Annotated in this window: 18 protein-coding genes; 5 read left to right on the top strand and 13 right to left on the bottom strand. The window is 72.0% G+C overall.

The genetic code is table 11. The features are described 5' to 3' along the window. Positions 1–46 precede the first annotated feature (46 nt). From FZ046_RS15575 to FZ046_RS15560, 4 genes are all read right to left on the bottom strand, one after another. The gene (locus tag FZ046_RS15575; protein WP_246182797.1) at positions 47–427 is read right to left on the bottom strand and encodes a cupin domain-containing protein; all 381 of its coding nucleotides are present in this window, start codon (positions 425–427) and stop codon (positions 47–49) included. 26 nt (positions 428–453) lie between these two features. Further along, entirely contained in the window at positions 454–1,209 is a 756-nt protein-coding gene (locus FZ046_RS15570; RefSeq protein WP_070352159.1) for an SDR family oxidoreductase, read from the bottom strand. Positions 1,210–1,386: 177 nt separating this feature from the next. Beyond that, positions 1,387–2,340 (bottom strand): electron transfer flavoprotein subunit alpha/FixB family protein, encoded by a 954-nt coding sequence (locus FZ046_RS15565; protein WP_070352158.1) that lies wholly within the window; start codon positions 2,338–2,340, stop codon positions 1,387–1,389. 41 nt (positions 2,341–2,381) lie between these two features. Further along, entirely contained in the window at positions 2,382–3,173 is a 792-nt protein-coding gene (locus FZ046_RS15560; protein WP_070352157.1) for an electron transfer flavoprotein subunit beta/FixA family protein, read from the bottom strand. Between the two features lie 206 nt (positions 3,174–3,379). Here FZ046_RS15560 and FZ046_RS15555 point away from each other — a divergent pair, with 206 nt between their 5' ends. The 3 genes from FZ046_RS15555 to FZ046_RS15545 are packed head-to-tail and all read left to right on the top strand — an operon-like array spanning position 3,380 to position 6,975. Next, complete coding sequence (locus FZ046_RS15555) at positions 3,380–4,171, top strand: class I SAM-dependent methyltransferase (protein WP_070352156.1); 792 nt, start codon at positions 3,380–3,382, stop codon at positions 4,169–4,171. Beyond that, on the top strand, positions 4,164–5,726 hold the full coding sequence (locus FZ046_RS15550) for a 1,4-alpha-glucan branching protein domain-containing protein (protein ID WP_070352155.1): 1,563 nt from the start codon (positions 4,164–4,166) through the stop codon (positions 5,724–5,726). The genes FZ046_RS15555 and FZ046_RS15550 overlap by 8 nt, the downstream gene beginning before the upstream one ends. Before the next feature lie 22 nt (positions 5,727–5,748). Further along, on the top strand, positions 5,749–6,975 hold the full coding sequence (locus FZ046_RS15545; protein WP_070352154.1) for a glycosyltransferase family 4 protein: 1,227 nt from the start codon (positions 5,749–5,751) through the stop codon (positions 6,973–6,975). 26 nt (positions 6,976–7,001) lie between these two features. Here FZ046_RS15545 and FZ046_RS15540 read toward each other — a convergent pair whose 3' ends face one another. Then, positions 7,002–7,739, bottom strand: coding sequence for an acyltransferase (locus FZ046_RS15540; protein ID WP_070352153.1), 738 nt, complete (start codon positions 7,737–7,739; stop codon positions 7,002–7,004). Positions 7,740–7,792: 53 nt separating this feature from the next. On the opposite strand from FZ046_RS15540, the gene FZ046_RS15535 reads away from it, so the two are divergent. Next, the gene (locus FZ046_RS15535) at positions 7,793–9,094 is read left to right on the top strand and encodes an outer membrane protein assembly factor BamB (RefSeq protein WP_070352152.1); all 1,302 of its coding nucleotides are present in this window, start codon (positions 7,793–7,795) and stop codon (positions 9,092–9,094) included. A gap of 35 nt (positions 9,095–9,129) precedes the next feature. On the opposite strand, the gene FZ046_RS15530 is transcribed toward FZ046_RS15535, so the two are convergent. The 8 genes from FZ046_RS15530 to FZ046_RS27455 are packed head-to-tail and all read right to left on the bottom strand — an operon-like array spanning position 9,130 to position 15,168. Continuing rightward, complete coding sequence (locus FZ046_RS15530) at positions 9,130–9,837, bottom strand: esterase (protein ID WP_070352151.1); 708 nt, start codon at positions 9,835–9,837, stop codon at positions 9,130–9,132. A gap of 59 nt (positions 9,838–9,896) precedes the next feature. After that, a complete protein-coding gene (locus FZ046_RS15525) occupies positions 9,897–11,093 on the bottom strand; it encodes a THUMP-like domain-containing protein (protein WP_099045850.1) in 1,197 nt (398 codons plus the stop codon). Continuing rightward, on the bottom strand, positions 11,051–12,019 hold the full coding sequence (locus FZ046_RS15520; protein WP_070352150.1) for a class I SAM-dependent methyltransferase: 969 nt from the start codon (positions 12,017–12,019) through the stop codon (positions 11,051–11,053). Before FZ046_RS15520 ends, FZ046_RS15525 begins: the two co-directional genes overlap by 43 nt. Before the next feature lie 27 nt (positions 12,020–12,046). Further along, positions 12,047–12,697: an enoyl-CoA hydratase-related protein gene (locus tag FZ046_RS15515; protein ID WP_070352149.1), complete on the bottom strand. Its 651-nt coding sequence runs from the start codon at positions 12,695–12,697 to the stop codon at positions 12,047–12,049. After that, positions 12,694–13,473 (bottom strand): NUDIX hydrolase, encoded by a 780-nt coding sequence (locus FZ046_RS15510; protein WP_176749518.1) that lies wholly within the window; start codon positions 13,471–13,473, stop codon positions 12,694–12,696. Before FZ046_RS15510 ends, FZ046_RS15515 begins: the two co-directional genes overlap by 4 nt. Before the next feature lie 47 nt (positions 13,474–13,520). Then, a complete protein-coding gene (locus FZ046_RS15505) occupies positions 13,521–14,369 on the bottom strand; it encodes an ABC transporter ATP-binding protein (RefSeq protein ID WP_070352147.1) in 849 nt (282 codons plus the stop codon). After that, on the bottom strand, positions 14,321–15,004 hold the full coding sequence (gene yczE, locus FZ046_RS15500) for a membrane protein YczE (RefSeq protein ID WP_070352146.1): 684 nt from the start codon (positions 15,002–15,004) through the stop codon (positions 14,321–14,323). The genes FZ046_RS15505 and yczE overlap by 49 nt, the downstream gene beginning before the upstream one ends. After that, entirely contained in the window at positions 15,001–15,168 is a 168-nt protein-coding gene (locus FZ046_RS27455; protein WP_170292440.1) for a hypothetical protein, read from the bottom strand. The genes yczE and FZ046_RS27455 overlap by 4 nt, the downstream gene beginning before the upstream one ends. A 178-nt stretch (positions 15,169–15,346) precedes the next feature. On the opposite strand from FZ046_RS27455, the gene yczR reads away from it, so the two are divergent. Next, a complete protein-coding gene (gene yczR / locus FZ046_RS15495) occupies positions 15,347–16,792 on the top strand; it encodes a MocR-like transcription factor YczR (RefSeq protein WP_070352145.1) in 1,446 nt (481 codons plus the stop codon).

Genomic DNA, 16,792 nt, shown 5'->3' with positions numbered 1-16,792 from the left:
CGTGACGTGTTCGTGCACGCTGGGTGACGAGTCCGTGCGGGGTACGTCAGAACCCCTCGCGGGGCACGCGACGGTCCTTGCGCTGCTCGAGTTCGTCGTCGCCGACGACGACGAGCATGGGCTGGCCGGGGACGCACAGCATCGTCACCAGGAAGCGCAGCGGGACGTCGGTGCGGTGGTTGGCGTCCGAGTAGTGGATGACGTCGCCGCCGGGCTCCCAGAACGCCTCCCCGGCCCGGATGACGCGCGGGGCCTCGCCTTCGAGTTCGAACAGCATCTCGCCCTCGAGGACGTAGCCGAACGCCGGGCCGCCGGGATGCCGGTGCGGCGGCGCGCCGGAGGATCCGGGGGGCCACTCGATGATCACGGTCATCACCTCGGCATCCGGCGGCAGGTGCGGTGGCGTGACGGATTGCACGACGGTCATGGCGCGCCGAAGCGCGTCGCAGGTGCTCATCGGTGCGCGAGCCAGTCGGCGAAGCGGGTGGGCGCGAGGGTCGCGCCGGGGCCGGTGACCAGGCTGTCGGCATCGACCGGCGTTCCGAAGTACGTCGCCGACGGATCGACGACGACGGCGGCCTCGGAGCCCTGGGCAGCCAGCACGGCCCGCGCCATGTCGGCGAAGGAGATCGTGTCCGGGCCGCCCACGTCGATGGTGCCGCCGAGGGGTTCGGCGGTCGCCGCGCGGGCCACCTCCGCGGCGACGTCCGCGGCCGCCACCGGTTTGATGCGGGCGTCGGGGACGCGGAACTCGTCGCCGGCGCGCAGCGAGCCGGTGATCGCCTCGGTGAACTCGCAGAACTGCGTGGCGCGCACGACCGTGTACGGCAGGCCGGAGTTGGCGATCGTGCGCTCCTGCACCATCTTCGCCCGCATGTAGCCGCTTTCGGGCAGTCCGTCGACGCCGACGATGGACAGGGCCACATAGTGCCGCACGCCCGCGGCCTTCGCCGCCGCGACGAGATTCGTCGACGAGGCGGTGAAGAAGGCGAGCACCGGCTCGTCGTCGAAGGACGGCGAGTTGGTGACGTCGACGAGCACCTCGGCACCGGCGGCGGCGTCGTCCAGCCCTGCGCCGGTGACGACGTCGGCGCCGCTGCGTCGCGACGCGCCGACGACGACGTGTCCGGCCTCGGTGAGCAGTTCGACGACGCGGGCACCGATGAGCCCGGTGGCCCCGAAGACCACGATCCGCCTGTGTTCGGTCATGACGACCCCTTCCTCTGCACTGGTGTGACGGTTCCACCGTCGCACCGCGGGGGTGTGCCGCGGACCCTGGAAAGTCCGTGGTCGTCTCCGCAGGCGGAAGGGATGCGTGTCCCCGACGACGAGAGGACCCCGGCGCCGAGGCGGCGCCGGGGTCCTCGTCGTGCGGGGGTGCGGGTGTCAGCCCTTGCGAGCCTTCACCGCGTCGGTCAGCTGCGGGGTGACCTTGAACAGGTCGCCCACGATGCCGAGGTCGGCGATCTCGAAGATCGGCGCCTCTTCGTCCTTGTTGATCGCGACGATCGTCTTGGACGTCTGCATGCCGGCACGGTGCTGGATCGCTCCGGAGATGCCCAGGGCGATGTACAGCTGCGGGGCCACGGTCTTGCCGGTCTGGCCGACCTGGAACTGACCCTCGTAGAAGCCGGAGTCGACGGCCGCACGCGAGGCGCCCACGGCGCCGCCGAGTGCGTCGGCGAGATCCTCGACGATGCTGAAGTTGTCCTTGCTGCCCACGCCGCGGCCGCCGGCGACGACGACCTTGGCCTCGGTCAGCTCCGGACGTGCGCTCTTCTGCGCGGGCTGGCGGGACACGATCTTGGTGGAGTTCTCCGGGATCTCCGGGACGTCCACCGAGACGACCTCGCCGGCGCCGGCCTCCGGAGCGGCCTCGACCGCACCCGGACGCAGCGCGATGATCGGGGTGTCCCCGGCGCTGGCCTCGACGGTGTAGGCGCCACCGAAGATGGAGTGCACGCCGACGCCACCCTCCTTGATGCCCACGACGTCCCACAGGACGCCGAAGCCGGTGTCGGCGGCCAGTCGACCGGCGATCTCCTTGCCCTCGGCGACGGACGCCAGCAGGACCGCAGCCGGGCTCGCCGACTCGATCAGCGAGGACAGCACGGCCACCTGCGGGGTGACCAGGTACTGCTCGGCGGTGTCGGACTCGGCCGCGTAGATCTTGGCCGCACCGGCGGCCTTCAGCGCGTCGGTCAGCTTCTCGGTGGTGCCGGGCGCCCCGACGACCACCGCGGACGGCTCACCGAGCGAGCGGGCCGCGGTCAGCAGCTCACTGGTGACGCTCTTGACGTTGCCTTCGGCGTGCTCGACGAGCACGAGTACTTCTGCCATTGCCTATGCCTCTTGTTCGGTCTTCTTCGACGGTGGGGGGATCAGAGCAGCTTCTGGCCGACCAGGTACTCGGCGATCTTCTGACCGCCCTCGCCCTCGTCGGTGATCTTCTCGCCGGCGGACTTCGGCGGCTTCGGGGCGGCGGAGGTGATCTTCGTCTCCGACGCGTCGGCACCGACGATGCCGGACTCCACGCCGACGCCCTCGAGGGTCAGCGGGGTCACCGTCTTCTTCTTGGCGGCCATGATGCCCTTGAAGGACGGGAACCGGGCGTCCTCGACGATCTTCTCGCCGACGCTGACGACGGCGGGCAGGGTGGCCTCGAGTTCGAAGACGCCGTCGTCGGTCTCGCGCTCACCGGTGATCTTGCCGTCGGCGATCTCGATGCTGCGCATGTGCGTCAGCTGCGGCAGGCCGAGGTAGTAGCTCAGGATGGCCGGCACGGAGCCGCCGACGCCGTCGCTGGACTCATTGCCGGCGATGACCAGCGCGACGTCCTCGATCTGGCCGAGGGCGCTGGCGAGCGCGTAGGACGTCTGCACGACGTCGGACCCGTGCAGGCCGGCGTCGACGAGGTGGTAGGCCTCGTCGGCACCCATCGACAGCGCCTTGCGGATCGCCGTCTCGGCGCCCTCCGGGCCGGCGGTCAGCGCGACGACGTTGTAGCCGGCGTCGGTGTGCTTCTCCTTGAGCTGCAGCGCTACTTCGACGGCCTTCTCGTTGATCTCGTCGAGCACCGCGTCGCTACCCGCACGGTCGAGCGTGTAGTCGTCGGCGAGCTTGCGATCCTCGTAGTCAGGGACCTGCTTGATCAGGACCACGATGTTCGTCATAGGTCTGGTTCGTCCTCCTCGATGAGGCCGCCCGCGCGGCCGCACTACCACGTGATTGGTACCGCCACCATGTTACTCGCAAGTAACTTCCGGTGGCATCCTCCTCACCATAACCTGTTGCACTTTGCCCTCTGACCTCCCCCGACGTGGCATGACTCACATGCAGACCCCTGCCGAGGGGCTCGGCTGGGTTAGCCTGCCTCTCGATGAGCGCGATTCCTTCCGACCAGCAGGCAGCGGCCGCGGTGACCCCGCTGCCCCTCACCGGTGAGCGCACGGTGCCCGGGCTGGCCGAGGAGAACTACTGGTTCCGCCGCCACGAGGTGGTCTACGAGCGCCTGGCGTCCCGGTGCGCCGATCGCGACGTCCTGGAGGCCGGCTGTGGCGAGGGCTACGGCGCCGACCTCCTCACCGCCGTGGCCCGGCGCGTGATCGGACTGGACTACGACGATTCGGCCGTCGCCCACGTGCGGGCGCGCTACCCGCGGGTGGAGATGCGCCAGGGCAACCTCGCCGACCTGCCGCTGCCGGACGCCGCCGTCGACGTGGTGGTGAACTTCCAGGTGATCGAACACCTCTGGGATCAGGGCCAGTTCGTCGGCGAGTGCCACCGCGTGCTGCGTCCCGCTGGCGTGCTGCTGATGTCGACGCCCAACCGCATCACCTTCTCCCCCGGCCGGGACACGCCCCTCAACCCGTTCCACACCCGCGAGCTGAACGCCACGGAGCTGACCGAGCTGCTCGTCGAGGGCGGCTTCGACGTCGCGGCCATGCTCGGCGTCTTCCACGGGCCGCGGTTGCGCGAACTCGACGCCCGCCACGGCGGCTCGATCATCGACGCCCAGATCGGCCGGGCGCTGGCCGGCGAGGCATGGCCCGACGACCTGCTCGCCGACGTCGCCGGCATCACCACCGACGACTTCGCCCTGCTCGACGCCGCCGAGCGCGACATCGACGAGAGTCTCGACCTCGTCGCGATCGCGGTGCGCCGTGACTGACGCCGGGTCGGCGGCGGTACCCGGCCAGTTCACCCTGGTACTGCACACCCACCTTCCGTGGCTGGCGCACCACGGCCGATGGCCGGTCGGCGAGGAGTGGTTGTACCAGTCGTGGGCGGCCTCGTACCTGCCGCTGCTGCGGGTCTTCCGGACGCTCGCCGCCGAGGGGCGCAGCCACCTCGTCACGCTCGGGATGACGCCGGTGGTCTGCGCTCAGCTCGACGACCCGTACTGCCTCGACGGCATGCACCACTGGCTGGCCAACTGGGAGCTGCGGGCGCGCGAGGCGGCCACCCGGCGCGGGGCCGGGGGCACGGGTTACGCTGCGGCGCAGTCCATTCGGGCCTTCGGGGAAACCGAGCGCCGGCACGCCGAGGAGGCGCTCGACGACTTCGCCGTCGCCTGGCGGCACGGCGGGAGTCCCCTGCTGCGCAGCCTGATCGACGCGGGCACGCTCGAATTGCTCGGTGGCCCACTGTCGCACCCCTTCCAGCCGCTGCTCGACCCCCGCCTGCGGGAGTTCGCGCTGCGCGAGGGCCTCGCCGACGCCGGCCTGCGCTTCGCGCACACCCCCGGCGGCATCTGGGCACCGGAGTGCGCCTACGCCCCCGGACTCGAGCAGGACTACGCCGCCGCCGGGGTCACCCACTTCATGGTCGACGGCCCGTCGCTGCACGGCGACACCGCACTCGGCCGCCCGGTCGGCACGTCCGACGTCGTCGCCTTCGGCCGCGATCTGCGGGTGAGTTACCGCGTCTGGTCGCCGAAGTCGGGCTACCCCGGACACGCCGCCTACCGCGACTTCCACACCTACGACCACGTCACCGGGCTCAAGCCGGCCCGCGTGACGGGACGCACCGTCCCATCGGAGGACAAGGCGCCGTACGACCCCGCTCGCGCCGACGCCGCGATCGACCTCCACGTCGCCGACTTCGTCGACGTGGTGCGGCGACGCCTCGTCGCGGAGTCCGAGCGCCTCGGCAGACCCGCCCACGTGATCGCCGCCTTCGACACCGAACTGTTCGGGCACTGGTGGTACGAGGGCCCGGTGTGGCTCGAACGCGTGCTGCGGGCGCTTCCCGAGGCGGGCGTGCGGGTCGGCACGCTGTCGGACGCCATGGTCGACGGCTACGTGGGCTCGTCGGTCGACCTGCCGCCGAGTTCCTGGGGGTCGGGCAAGGACTGGCAGGTCTGGTCCGGCGAGCAGGTCGCCGACCTGGTGGCGCTCAACCGCGAGGTCGTCGACACCGCACTGGCCGCCGTGGACAAGACCCTCGCCCAGAACGCCGGCAGCACGACTGCGCGCAACCCGGTGGCCGACCAGATCCTGCGCGAGACGCTGCTCACGGTCTCGAGCGACTGGCCGTTCATGGTCAGCAAGGACACCGCCGCCGAGTACGCGCGCTACCGCGCCCACCTGCACGCGCACGCGACCCGCGAGATCGCCGACGCGCTCGCGGCGGGCCGCCGCGGGCACGCCGAACGCCTTGCGGCGGGATGGAATCAGGCCGACGGACTCTTCGGGGCGCTGGACGCCAGGAGGCTGCCGCGGTGAGCGCCCGGGCCGGGCGGCCGGCGTGAAGGTCCTGCTGGTGTCGTGGGAGTACCCGCCGGTGGTCATCGGCGGCCTCGGGCGGCACGTCCACCATCTGGCGACCGAGCTGGCCGCCGCCGGCCACGAGGTGGTCGTCCTGGCGCGGCGACCGACCGGCACCGACCCGAGCACCCACCCCACGACCGACGAGGTGAGCGAGGGCGTCCGGGTCATCGCGGCCGCCCAGGACCCCCACGAATTCGGCTTCGGCACCGACATGATGGCCTGGACGCTGGCGATGGGCCACGCGATGGTCCGCGCCGGGCTGACGCTGCGGGACTGGCGGCCCGACCTCGTGCACGCCCACGACTGGCTGGTGGCCCACCCGGCCATCGCCCTCGCCGAGTTCTTCGACGTACCCCTCGTCTCGACCATCCACGCCACCGAGGCCGGCAGGCACTCCGGGTGGATCTCCGGGCCGGTCAGCCGCCAGGTGCACGCGCTGGAATCCTGGCTGGTCTGCGAATCCGATTCGCTCATCACGTGTTCGGCGTCGATGCGGGAGGAGATCACCGCCCTGTTCGGCCCGGGGCTCGCCGAGACGACCGTCATCCCGAACGGGATCGACACCGACGGTTGGCCATTCGCGGCCCGCCGCCACCACGACGGCCCCGCCGAACTGCTGTACTTCGGCCGCCTGGAGTACGAGAAGGGCGTGCACGACGCGATCGCGGCGCTCGCCCGGATCCGCAAGACCCATCCCGGTACGACGCTGACCGTCGCGGGCGACGGGACGCAGCAGGACTTCCTCACCTCGTGCGCCCGCAAGCACCGGGTGCTCAAGGCCACGGCGTTCGTCGGCCGCGTCGACCACGGGGAACTGGTGCACCTGCTGCACCGTGCCGACGCGGCCGTGCTGCCGTCGCACTACGAGCCGTTCGGCATCGTGGCGCTCGAGGCCGCCGCGACCGGCATCCCCCTGATCACGTCGACCGCGGGCGGCCTCGGCGAAGCGGTGCTCGACGGCGTCACCGGGGTGTCGTGCCCGCCGCGCGACGTGGCCGCCCTCGCCGACGCGGTACGCCGGGTGCTCGACGACCCCGCCGCCGCCCAGCAGCGCGCCGTGACGGCGCGCGCGCGGCTCACCGACTTCTCCTGGCCGACGGTGGCCGATCACACCGCGCAGGTGTACCTGTCCGCGAAACGCGCCGAGCGCCAGCCCCACCCGCGCCGGTTGATCGTCGAGCGGCCGCTGCCGCACTACGGCTGAGCCGGGCTCGCGGGGCCGATCCGAATCTAACGCGCCGCCTTCTTGCGCTCGATGTCGGCGAGGGCCCGCGCGAGTTCGGCGCGCTCGGCGGCCGACGTCTCCCAGGCCAGCTTGCGGTTCTTGACCACCTTGGCGGGCGCGCCGACGGCGATCGAGAAGTCGGGAAGCTCGCCCTTGACCACCGCGTGCGCGCCGAGGACGCAGCCGCGGCCGATGCTGGTGCCGCGCAGCACGGTCACCTTGGCGGCCACCCAGGTGTCCGGCCCGATGCGCACCGGGCTCTTGACGATGCCCTGGTCCTTGATGGGCATCTCGACGCTGTCCATCCTGTGGTCGAAGTCGCAGACGTAGCACCAGTCGGCCATCAGCACCGAGTCGCCGAGTTCGATGTCCAGGTAGGTGTTGATGACGTTGTCGCGGCCCAGCACCACCTTGTCGCCGATGCGCAGCGAGCCCTCGTGGCAGCGGATGGTGTTCTTGTCGCCGATGTGCACCCAGCGGCCGATCTCCATGGTCGCCAGCTCGGGCGTGCACTGCATTTCGACGCCCTTGCCGATGAACACCATGCCGCGGGTGATGATGTGCGGATTGGCGAGCTTGAACTTCAGCAGCCGCCAGTACCGGACCAGGTACCAGGGCGTGTAGGCCTTGTTCGCGAGGACCCAGCGCAGCGACGCCGCGGTGAGGAACCGGGCCTGACGAGGATCGCGCAGACGCGACCCGCGCCAGCGAACGTGCAGCGGCGCGCCCCACATCGTCGTCATGGCCGGACAGCCTACGCGAGGCACGGAGTCGGCCGGGATAGTCTCGGATCTCGATGCCCGATCGACGAACGGCCGTGCGCCGCCTGGTTGCCGTCACGGCCGCAGCGCTCCTGACGCTGCTGCCGACCGCCTGCGGCGACACCGACCAATGGGTCGAGGCGCAGCCCGCGCAGGGCTGGCCCGCCCAATACGGCGACGCCGCCAACAGCAGCTACGCCGACGTCGACGGACCGCGCGACCTGCGCCTGGAGTGGCTGCGCTCGGTGAAGGGCGATCTCGGGGCGCAGGTCGCGCTGGGCTCGGTGAACTACCTGGCCGTCAACGGTCAGACCGCCGGCGGCTGCTCGCTGATGGTGTGGGAGGTCGACAACCACGGGCGGCAGCGCTGGTGTTCGCGACTGTGGCAGGGCGGCGGGCTGACCAGCCCGCTGTTCGACGGCTTCGACAACCTCTACGTCGGCCAGCCGGGCGCCATGCTGTCCTTCCCGACGACGCAGTGGATCCGCTGGCGCAAGCCGGTGATCGGCCTGCCGCTCACGCCGCGGATCGTGGCGCCCGGTCAGCTCCTGGTGACCACCCACCTCGGCCAGGTGCAGGTGTTCGACGCACACCGCGGCACCGTCGTGGGGACCCCGGTGGACCTAGTCGCCGGCGTCGACCCGACCGACTCCCAGCGCGGCCTCGAGGACTGCCAGCCGGCACGGTCCCGGTGCCCCGTCGCGGCCGCGCCGGCCTACTCGGCGGCCACGGGAACGATCGTGCTGGGCCTGTGGGAGCCGGGGGCCGCCGGACCCGTCCTGGTCGCCCTGCGCTACCGGCAGGGCCAGACGCCGCTGCTCACCCGCGAGTGGACCAGCACCGCCGTCGGCGGGGGCCCGCTGGCCAGCCCGGTGCTCTCGGGTGACGGGCGCACGGTGTACGTCAACGGGCGCGATGAGCGGCTGTGGGCGCTGAACGCCGACGACGGCACGCCGAAGTGGTCGGTCGCGCTGGGCTACCAGCCGCAGACCCCGCCGTCGCTCGCACCCGACGGTGCGATCGTCGCCGGCGGCGGGCCCGGTGCGCGGCTCACCGGGGTGCGCGACGACGGCGACCGCGGCGAGGTCACCTGGACCCGCGACGACGTGGCACCGCTGGCGACGGCCAGCCAGGCGGGCGGGGGCGTCGGCTACACCGTCACCCGCGCGCAGGACGGCATGGCGCTGCTGGTGTTCGACGTCTCCGACGGCAGCACGGTCCACGCCTACCCGATGCGCAACGCGCAGGGCTATCCGCTTGGGGTGTCGATCGGGCACGACCGCCGGGTGATCGCCGCGACGAGCGACGGCCGGGTGTACGCCTTCGCACCCGCCTGACGAGCGCTCGCGCGAGGCAGCGGTGACCCCGACCGTCAGGCGATCATCGCGTCGACCGGTCCGCGCGGGACGGTGACCTCGACGGCGCCGGCGGCCTCGGGCAGCAGCGTGCCCTGGCTGAAGAAGAAGATCAGCGAATCGTTGGTGATGGCGAAGTTCTGGTAGGTCTGCGGGTCCAGACCGACGCCGGGCGGGATGACGACCGGTTGGCCGGACTGCTTGGACAGCTCGGCGGTGACGATCGGCAGGATCACGCCGAACGGCTGGGTGCCCTCGCGGAACAGGGTGTCGATGGTGATGGGTTTGCGATAGCCCTGGTCCCAAGTGAAGGACTGGTAGTAGGTCTGCGGGTGGGCGCCGCCGACGTCCGAGAAGGTCGTCAGTACCACGCTCTGGGTGCCGCGCGGCGGCACGGCCGAACCGTACTGCGCGGCCGTCGTGTCCAGCTCGTAGGGCCGCTCGTGCGGGCCGGGCGCCTTGGCGACGTTGAGGAACCCGTCGCGCGTCTGCCGAACGTAGTCGAACAGCGGCTTCTGGTCCGGGTAGGTCGCCGGGAAGGTGATGTCGAGCGAGTAGGCCGGGTCGGTGGCCTGGATGCGGCAGTTCTGCGCGGCGTCGAGGACGCCGGACAGGTCGGCGCACGTCGGCGGCGCGGCCGAGGCCGTCGCGGCGGTCGACGCGCCGAGCGGCAGGGCGGCCGTCACCGCCAAGGCGATGGCGGCGGCCAACGCGGAAACGCGCATGGGACAGTCCCTCTCACGTGGACGGCCCGGACGCCGCCGATCTCACGATACCCGCGGTGTCAGTAGGTCGGCGCGCACAGGTACGCCACCGACCTGCTGCGCGCTCCGGTGCCGAGGCGGGTGATGACGACGCTGCACGACGCCGATCCGCGCACTTTGAGCCGGCGCCGCAGCGCGTCGGGGTCGACGTCGACGCCGCGCACCAGGATCTCGACGGTGCCGACGTCGCGGGCGGCGAGCGCGTCGCGTAGCCGCCGCTCGCCGTAGTCGATGCGCTCGAGCACCTCGAACCCGCGGACGCCGCTGGGCAGTTCGTCACCGGAGAGGTAGGCGATGTCGGGGTCGAGCTGCCAGAGCCCGTGCCGCGCCGCGTAGTGCCGCACCAGCCCCGCCCGCACGATCGCCCCGTCGGGGTCCACGATCCACCGGCCGGCCGGCGCGACCGGGCAGCCGTCGGGATCGGCGTCGGTGAGCGTCTCGGACCGGTCCAGGACGGTGGCGCGGCGGGTGACGCCCGTGGCGCGCAGGCCCGGTGACCACAGGCACGCCTCCCGCACGCTGCCGCCGAGGGAGGTGACCTCCACCTCGCCGTCGAAGCCGAGGTCGCGCAGCCGGGCGAAGTCGATGCCGGGTGCGCACTTCACCACGAGGTCGCGGTCGGCATAGCAGCCGAGTAGGGAATCCAGCGCGGGCGCGTACGCGCGCGGGTCGAAGCGACGCCGTCCCCCGCTGCGGCGGGCGGGATCGGCGACGATCACCGCCGAGCGGCTCACCGGGCGCAGTGCGTCGGCGCGCGCCACGGTGACGTCGGGGACGTTGTGAGCGGCCATGGCGACGCGCACGCCGTCGAGGTCGCTGCCGAACACCAGTCCGGCCGTCGTGCGGAGGGACGCGAGTTCGCTGCCGATGGAGCAGGTGACGTCGTGCACCGTCGCGCCGGCGAGCCGACGGGCACGATGGGCGGCCACGGCGTCCGGGGTGGCCTGCTGCAACGCCTCGTCGGTGAACAGCCACTGCCCGGCGTCGGCGAACTTGGCGGCCGCCCGGCGGCGCAGCAGCACCGTCTCGACGAGCACCGGCGCCCGCTCGCCGAAACGCGCCCGGACCCGGCCGACGTCGGCGATGCGGTCGGTCAGCGGCAGCTTGGCGACGGCGGCGAGCGCCGCGCGGCCGTCGTCGGACGTCAGGTAGTCGACGTCCGCGCGCGCGAACCTCAGCTCGGCTTCACCCCGGTCACCATGACGTTGTAGAACCAGCCCTTGGGCACGACGCGGCGCCACACGTGGGCGTCGACCCAGCTGAGCGTGGTCCAGCTGTTGAAGGCGAACTTGGCCCAGCCCCAGCCGAGGCGACCGGGCGGGACCGACGCCTCGAAGGTGCGGACCGGCCATCCGAGCATCGCCGCGGTAAACTCCTCGCTGGCGGTGCGCACGTCGACGGCGCCGGCGTTGGTGGCCATCCGCTCGAGGTCGGCGGGGTCGAAGGTGTGCAGGTCGACGACGGCCTCCAGCGCCGCAGCCCGGGAGGATTCGTCGAGTTCGGCCTGCGGGCGGCGCCAGCCCCGAAGTCCCGGCAGCTTGGTGACGGTGGTGGCGACGTTCCAGGTGAACGTGGACAGATTGCGCGCGTACACGTTGCCCGTAGTCGTGGGTTCGCCGGCGAACACGAAGCGGCCGCCGGGCTTGAGCACCCGGACCACCTCGCGCAGCGACAGCTCGACGTCGGGGATGTGGTGCAGCACGGCGTGCCCCACGACCAGGTCGAAGGTGTCGTCGTCGTAGGGGATGCCCTCGGCGTCGGCGACCCGGCCGTCGATGTCCAGCCCGAGCGACTGGCCGTTGCGGGTCGCGACCTTCACCATGCCCGGGGACAGGTCGGTCACCGAGCCGCGCCGCGCGACGCCGGACTGTACCAGGTTGAGCAGGAAGAACCCGGTTCCGCAGCCCAGTTCGAGGGCGCGGTCGTAGGGCAGCTCGCGCTGGACGTCGTCGGGAACGATCGCGTCGAAGCGGCCGCGGGCGTAGTCGATGCAGCGCTGGTCGTAGGAGATCGACCACTTGTCGTCGTAGCTCTCGGCTTCCCAGTCGTGGTACAGCACCTGGGCCAGCTTGGTGTCGTGGCGGGCCGCCTCGACCTCCTCGGCGGTGGCGTGCGGGTGCGGAGCCGGATCGATGCTCGTCATGAAGGGCAGCCTAACGGCCCGGAGCCGTCAGGCGAACGCTGCCTTCGCGGCGGCGAGCGCGGCGGGCGACGTCCCGGCGAACCCGCGGGCCCACCGCACCGCGGCGTCGTAGACGTGGTCGGGTGCGCTGAGCTCGTCGACCAGGCCCACGGCCAGCGCCTCGCGGGCGTCGACGAAGCGTCCGGTGAACACCAGGTCCTTGGCAACGCTCTCGCCGACCGCGCGGGTGAGCCGGGCGGTGGCGGCGGGGCTCGCCGGCAGCCCGTCGCCGATCTCGGTGGCGCCGAAGCGGGCGTTGTCGCCGCTGATTCGCCGGTCAGCGGCCAGCGCCAGGGTGAGCCCGGCCCCCAGCGCGTAGCCGGTGACGGCGGCGACCGTCGGCTTGGCGATGGCGGCCACCGCCGCGACGGCCGTCGCGGCGGCTTCGGCGGCGGTCGGCGCCTCGGCCGCCGACAGGCTCCGGCGCTCGGGTAGGTCGTCACCGGCGCAGAACACCTCGTGCCCGCCGGAGAGGATGACGGCGGTGACGTCGTCGCGTCCGCTCAACTTCTCGGCGGCGGCGGCGATCTCGCGGTAGGCCTGCCGGGTCAGCGCGTTGCGCGGTGGCCGGGACAGCAGCAGCGTCCCGACCCCGTCCGCGACGTGGATGCCGACGAATTCCCCGACGAGTTCGGTCATGCGCCCGAGCCGTACCCCTGCGGCGCGCGGCGGTTGCGGGCGGCGTTGTAGCGCGCGCCGTCGAAGAACTCGATGTCCCAGTTGCCCTGGACCCCGTCGGCCGTGAGGCTGGGCTCGATGGGGACGATCCGCCGCTCGGTGGCGAGCAGCTCGTCGACCGTGCGGCCGTCGAGGGAGTCGAGCTGCGTCCACGTCGGCGGCAGCAGGAAGGAACGTCCGGCTTCGAACTCCCCCAGCGCGGCGGCCGGGGTAGTCCAGAATGCCTGGTCGGTCTCGGTGTTGTCGCCGTCGGCGCGCTGGCCCTCCGGCAGGGCGCCGAGGAAGAAGTAGGTGTCGTAGCGGCGGGTGCGCTCCTCCTTGGGGGTCACCCAGTTGGCCCACGGCCGCAGCAGGTCGGCGCGCAGGACCAGCTTCTCGGTGCGCAGGAAGTCGGCGAAGGACAGCGAGCGGTCGGCGAGGGCCGCCCGGGCGTCGCGGTACACCGACGCGTCGTCGACGAGGACGTCGGAGTCGTCGGCGGACCCGGCGAACAGCACCCCGGACTCCTCGAAGGTCTCCCGCGCCGCCGCGCAGACCAGCGCCTCGGCGAGGCCGACGTCGACGCCGAAGCGGTCGGCCCACCACTGCGGTTCGGGTCCGTACCAGGCGACGTCGGCGTTGCGGTCGCGCTCGTCGACGCCGCCTCCGGGGAACACCATCACCCCCGCGACGAAGTCCATCGCCGAGTGCCTGCGCATGAGGAACACCTCGAGCGCGCTCGACTGGCGCACCAGCATCACCGTCGACGCCGGGCGCGGGATCAACGGGTCGGCAGCGGTGTCGGTCACGGACGCCTCCTGTGGGCCGCGCGGGCGCGGGTGCGCCGGGCGAAGTAGCGGCCGTCGATGCGCTCGAGCGCGATCGACTGCCCGAATGCGGTGGACAGATTCTCCGACGTCAGCACGTCGGACAGCAGACCGGACGCCACGACCGCGCCCTCCGAGAGGAGCAGGCAGTGGCTGAACCCCGGGGGGATCTCCTCGACGTGGTGGGTGACCAGCACGGTGGCCGGCGCGTCGGGGTCGGCGGCCAGGTCGGCCAGCCGCGCCACCAGTTCCTCGCGCCCGCCGAGGTCCAGTCCGGCCGCGGGTTCGTCGAGCAGGAGCAGCTCGGGGTCGGTCATCATCGAGCGGGCGATGAGCACCCGCTTGCGTTCACCCTCGCTGAGCGTGCCGTACGTGCGTTCGGCGAGATGTTCGGCACCGACGCTCTCCAGCATGTCGACGGCCTGGGCGTAATCGACGTCCTCGTACTGTTCGCGCCACCGGCCGAGCACCGCGTAACCGGCGGAGACCACCAGGTCGCGGACGATCTCGCCGTCCGGAACCCGTTGCGACAGAGCCGAACTGCTCAACCCGACCCGCGACCGCAGCTCGGCCATGTCGGTGCGGCCGAGCCGCTCGCCGAGCACGTAGGCCGTCCCGGAGGAGGGATGCTCCAGGGCGGCGGCCATCCGCAGCAGCGACGTCTTGCCGGCGCCGTTGGGTCCGATGACCACCCACCGTTCGTCGAGTTCGACCGACCAGGTCACCGGACCGACGAGGGTCTTGCCGCCGCGTCGGAGGGTGACCCTGGCGAAGTCGATCAGCAGGTCTTCATCGACGGTTTCGTCGCGTTCGTCTCCGGCCGGCACTCGCTCATCGTAGTCAGGCGCGTGGTCGCGAACGCCCACCCGCTGACGGCGAGCCACCGCGTCGGCGTGAGGCGCAGGACCAGTTGCACCAGTGGGCCGATGCCGAGCGCGTAGACGACGGTGCCGACGCCGACGGTGCCGCCGAGGAGCCAGCCCGCGAGCAGCACGGTGGTCTCGATGGCGGTGCGGATCACCCGGACCGAGATCCCGGTGCGTCGCACCAGCCCGGTCATCAGGCCGTCGCGCGGACCCGGCCCCAGGCCGGCGCCGATGTACAGCACGGTGCTGACGGCGTTGAGCAGGACCGCCGTCAGCATCATCGCCGTGCGCACGGCGAGCCCGGACGGGCTCGGCAGCAGGGCCAGACCGGCGTCGACGGTGACGGCGATGACGACGACGTTGGCGACCGTCCCGATGCCGGGACGGTTGCGCAGCGGAATCCAGGCCAGCAGCACCGCGACGCCGACGACTGCCGAGGCCAGCCCGATCGACATGCCGGTGCGCTGTGCGAGGCCCTGGTGGAAGACGTCCCACGGGTCGAGGCCGAGGTCGGCCTCGACCATCAGCGCCATCGAGAAGCCGTAGCCGACCAGACCCGCCAGGAGCGCGGCGCCGCGCGCGACGTGACGCCTCATGCGTGGTCGGGGAAGCGCGCGCGGATCGCGTCGAGGTCGGCGCGGGCCCGCCGGGCATCGGCGTCGTCGAGGTGACCGGCCGAGCCGGCACGCGGCGCGGTGCGGAACACCCGGCCCCAGCGGCGGGCGGAATGAGACATCCGAGAGGTCCAGTGCTGTGTCATGCGGACATCGTGACGCGATACTGGACCCTCTTTCAATATCCACTTTTGCAAATCTGGCTTCCATTGGCTCAGGATGACGGTCATCTGGACCTCCTGAAACTCGATTGCGCACCGTGTCATCGACGTCTTAGGCTCGATGGCTTGCGAAGTAGGAGCCAGTGGCCCCAGACTGGCCTGGATGATCGAAGATCTGGCTGCCCGGCGTCTGGACGTCGACCTGCTCGCCCGCGAACTCGGGAACTGGCGCACGTCCGCGCACAGCGGCCCGGCGTACCAGGGGCTCGCCGACGGGCTGCGCATGCTGATCGTCGACGGGCGGGTACCGGTCGGCGCGCAACTGCCCAGCGAGCGTGCGCTTGCGGACGCGTTGCGGGTGTCACGGACCACCGTCACCGCGGCGTACTCCCAGATGCGCGACGACGGCTACCTCAACGGCCGGCGGGGTGCCCGCAGCACCACCGCGCTGCCGGTCGCGAGTCCCGGCGCGGCGACGCCGTCGGTGCCCACGGCGGTGAACCTGGCCGCCGCGACCTTCGCCGCCCCCGCGGACATCACGTCGCGGGCGTTCGCCCACGCCGCCGAGCACGTCACCCCCTACCTGCACGACATCGGGATCGAGCTGACCGGCGTCGCTCCCCTGCGCGCCGCGCTCGCTGAGCGCTACACCGCCCGCGGCCTGCCCACCGACCCCGACGAGATCATGGTGACCACCGGGGCGTTGCACGCGATCGGGTTGATCCTGGCCACCTACAGCCAGCCCGGCGACCGTGCCCTCGTCGAGCAACCCACCTACCACGGCGCGCTGTCGGCCATGGCGAGCCGCGGGATCCGTCCGGTGCCGGTGGCCGTCAGCAGCACCGGGTGGGACGTCGACGCCGTGGATGCCGCACTGCGTCAACTCAATCCGAGCCTGGCCTACTTCATCGTCGACAACCACAACCCGACCGGTCTCACACTGCCCGAGGCGGGTCGCCGGGACCTCGCGCGCGTCATCGCCGACACGCGCACCCGCACCATCGTCGACGAGACCATCACCGACATGTGGCTCGACCGCCCGGTGCCGGCGCCGCTCGCCGCGTCGCTGACCACCCGCCGCGACCTGGTGCTCACCGTCGGCTCGATGTCGAAGTCCTTCTGGGGCGGCCTGCGCATCGGGTGGATCCGCGCCGAACGCGCCACGCTCGCCACCATCGCCGCGCTGCGCCCGTCGGTCGACATGGGCACGCCGATCGTCGAACAGCTCGCCGCAGCACGGCTTCTCGCGTCCGAGGACGAGGTGCTCTCCGAACGCCGGGAGATCCTGCGGTCGCGCCGCGACCTGCTGCTCACCCTGCTGGGCGACCTGCTGCCCGACTGGCAGCCACTGCCCGGCACCGGCGGCATGTCGCTGTGGATCCGGCTGCCCGCACCGATGAGTTCGGCGCTGTCGGCGGCGGCGTCGCGGATGGGCCTGGAGATCCCGCCCGGCCCACGGTTCGGCGTCGACGGCACCCTCGAGCGGTTCATCCGGGTGCCCTACACGCTGCCCGACGACCAACTCACCGAGGCGATCGAACTGCTGTGCCGCGCCTGGCACGCCGTGACCGGCAGCGCCGGACCGGACCACGGCGCCGTCGTGGTCTGA

The sequence above is a fragment of the Mycolicibacterium grossiae genome (genome assembly GCF_008329645.1).
Classification (GTDB): domain Bacteria; phylum Actinomycetota; class Actinomycetes; order Mycobacteriales; family Mycobacteriaceae; genus Mycobacterium; species Mycobacterium grossiae.
This window is presented reverse-complemented; position numbering and strand designations above follow the sequence as displayed.

Coding starts and splice junctions, on each gene's coding strand:
- FZ046_RS15575 (WP_246182797.1), bottom strand. CDS start 427: ATGACCGTCGTGCAATCCGTCACGCCACCGCACCTGCCGCCGGATGCC.
- FZ046_RS15570 (WP_070352159.1), bottom strand. CDS start 1,209: ATGACCGAACACAGGCGGATCGTGGTCTTCGGGGCCACCGGGCTCATC.
- FZ046_RS15565 (WP_070352158.1), bottom strand. CDS start 2,340: ATGGCAGAAGTACTCGTGCTCGTCGAGCACGCCGAAGGCAACGTCAAG.
- FZ046_RS15560 (WP_070352157.1), bottom strand. CDS start 3,173: ATGACGAACATCGTGGTCCTGATCAAGCAGGTCCCTGACTACGAGGAT.
- FZ046_RS15555 (WP_070352156.1), top strand. CDS start 3,380: ATGAGCGCGATTCCTTCCGACCAGCAGGCAGCGGCCGCGGTGACCCCG.
- FZ046_RS15540 (WP_070352153.1), bottom strand. CDS start 7,739: ATGACGACGATGTGGGGCGCGCCGCTGCACGTTCGCTGGCGCGGGTCG.
- FZ046_RS15535 (WP_070352152.1), top strand. CDS start 7,793: ATGCCCGATCGACGAACGGCCGTGCGCCGCCTGGTTGCCGTCACGGCC.
- FZ046_RS15530 (WP_070352151.1), bottom strand. CDS start 9,837: ATGCGCGTTTCCGCGTTGGCCGCCGCCATCGCCTTGGCGGTGACGGCC.
- FZ046_RS15520 (WP_070352150.1), bottom strand. CDS start 12,019: ATGACGAGCATCGATCCGGCTCCGCACCCGCACGCCACCGCCGAGGAG.
- FZ046_RS15515 (WP_070352149.1), bottom strand. CDS start 12,697: ATGACCGAACTCGTCGGGGAATTCGTCGGCATCCACGTCGCGGACGGG.
- FZ046_RS15510 (WP_176749518.1), bottom strand. CDS start 13,473: ATGCTGGTGCGCCAGTCGAGCGCGCTCGAGGTGTTCCTCATGCGCAGG.
- yczE (WP_070352146.1), bottom strand. CDS start 15,004: ATGAGGCGTCACGTCGCGCGCGGCGCCGCGCTCCTGGCGGGTCTGGTC.
- FZ046_RS27455 (WP_170292440.1), bottom strand. CDS start 15,168: ATGACACAGCACTGGACCTCTCGGATGTCTCATTCCGCCCGCCGCTGG.
- yczR (WP_070352145.1), top strand. CDS start 15,347: ATGATCGAAGATCTGGCTGCCCGGCGTCTGGACGTCGACCTGCTCGCC.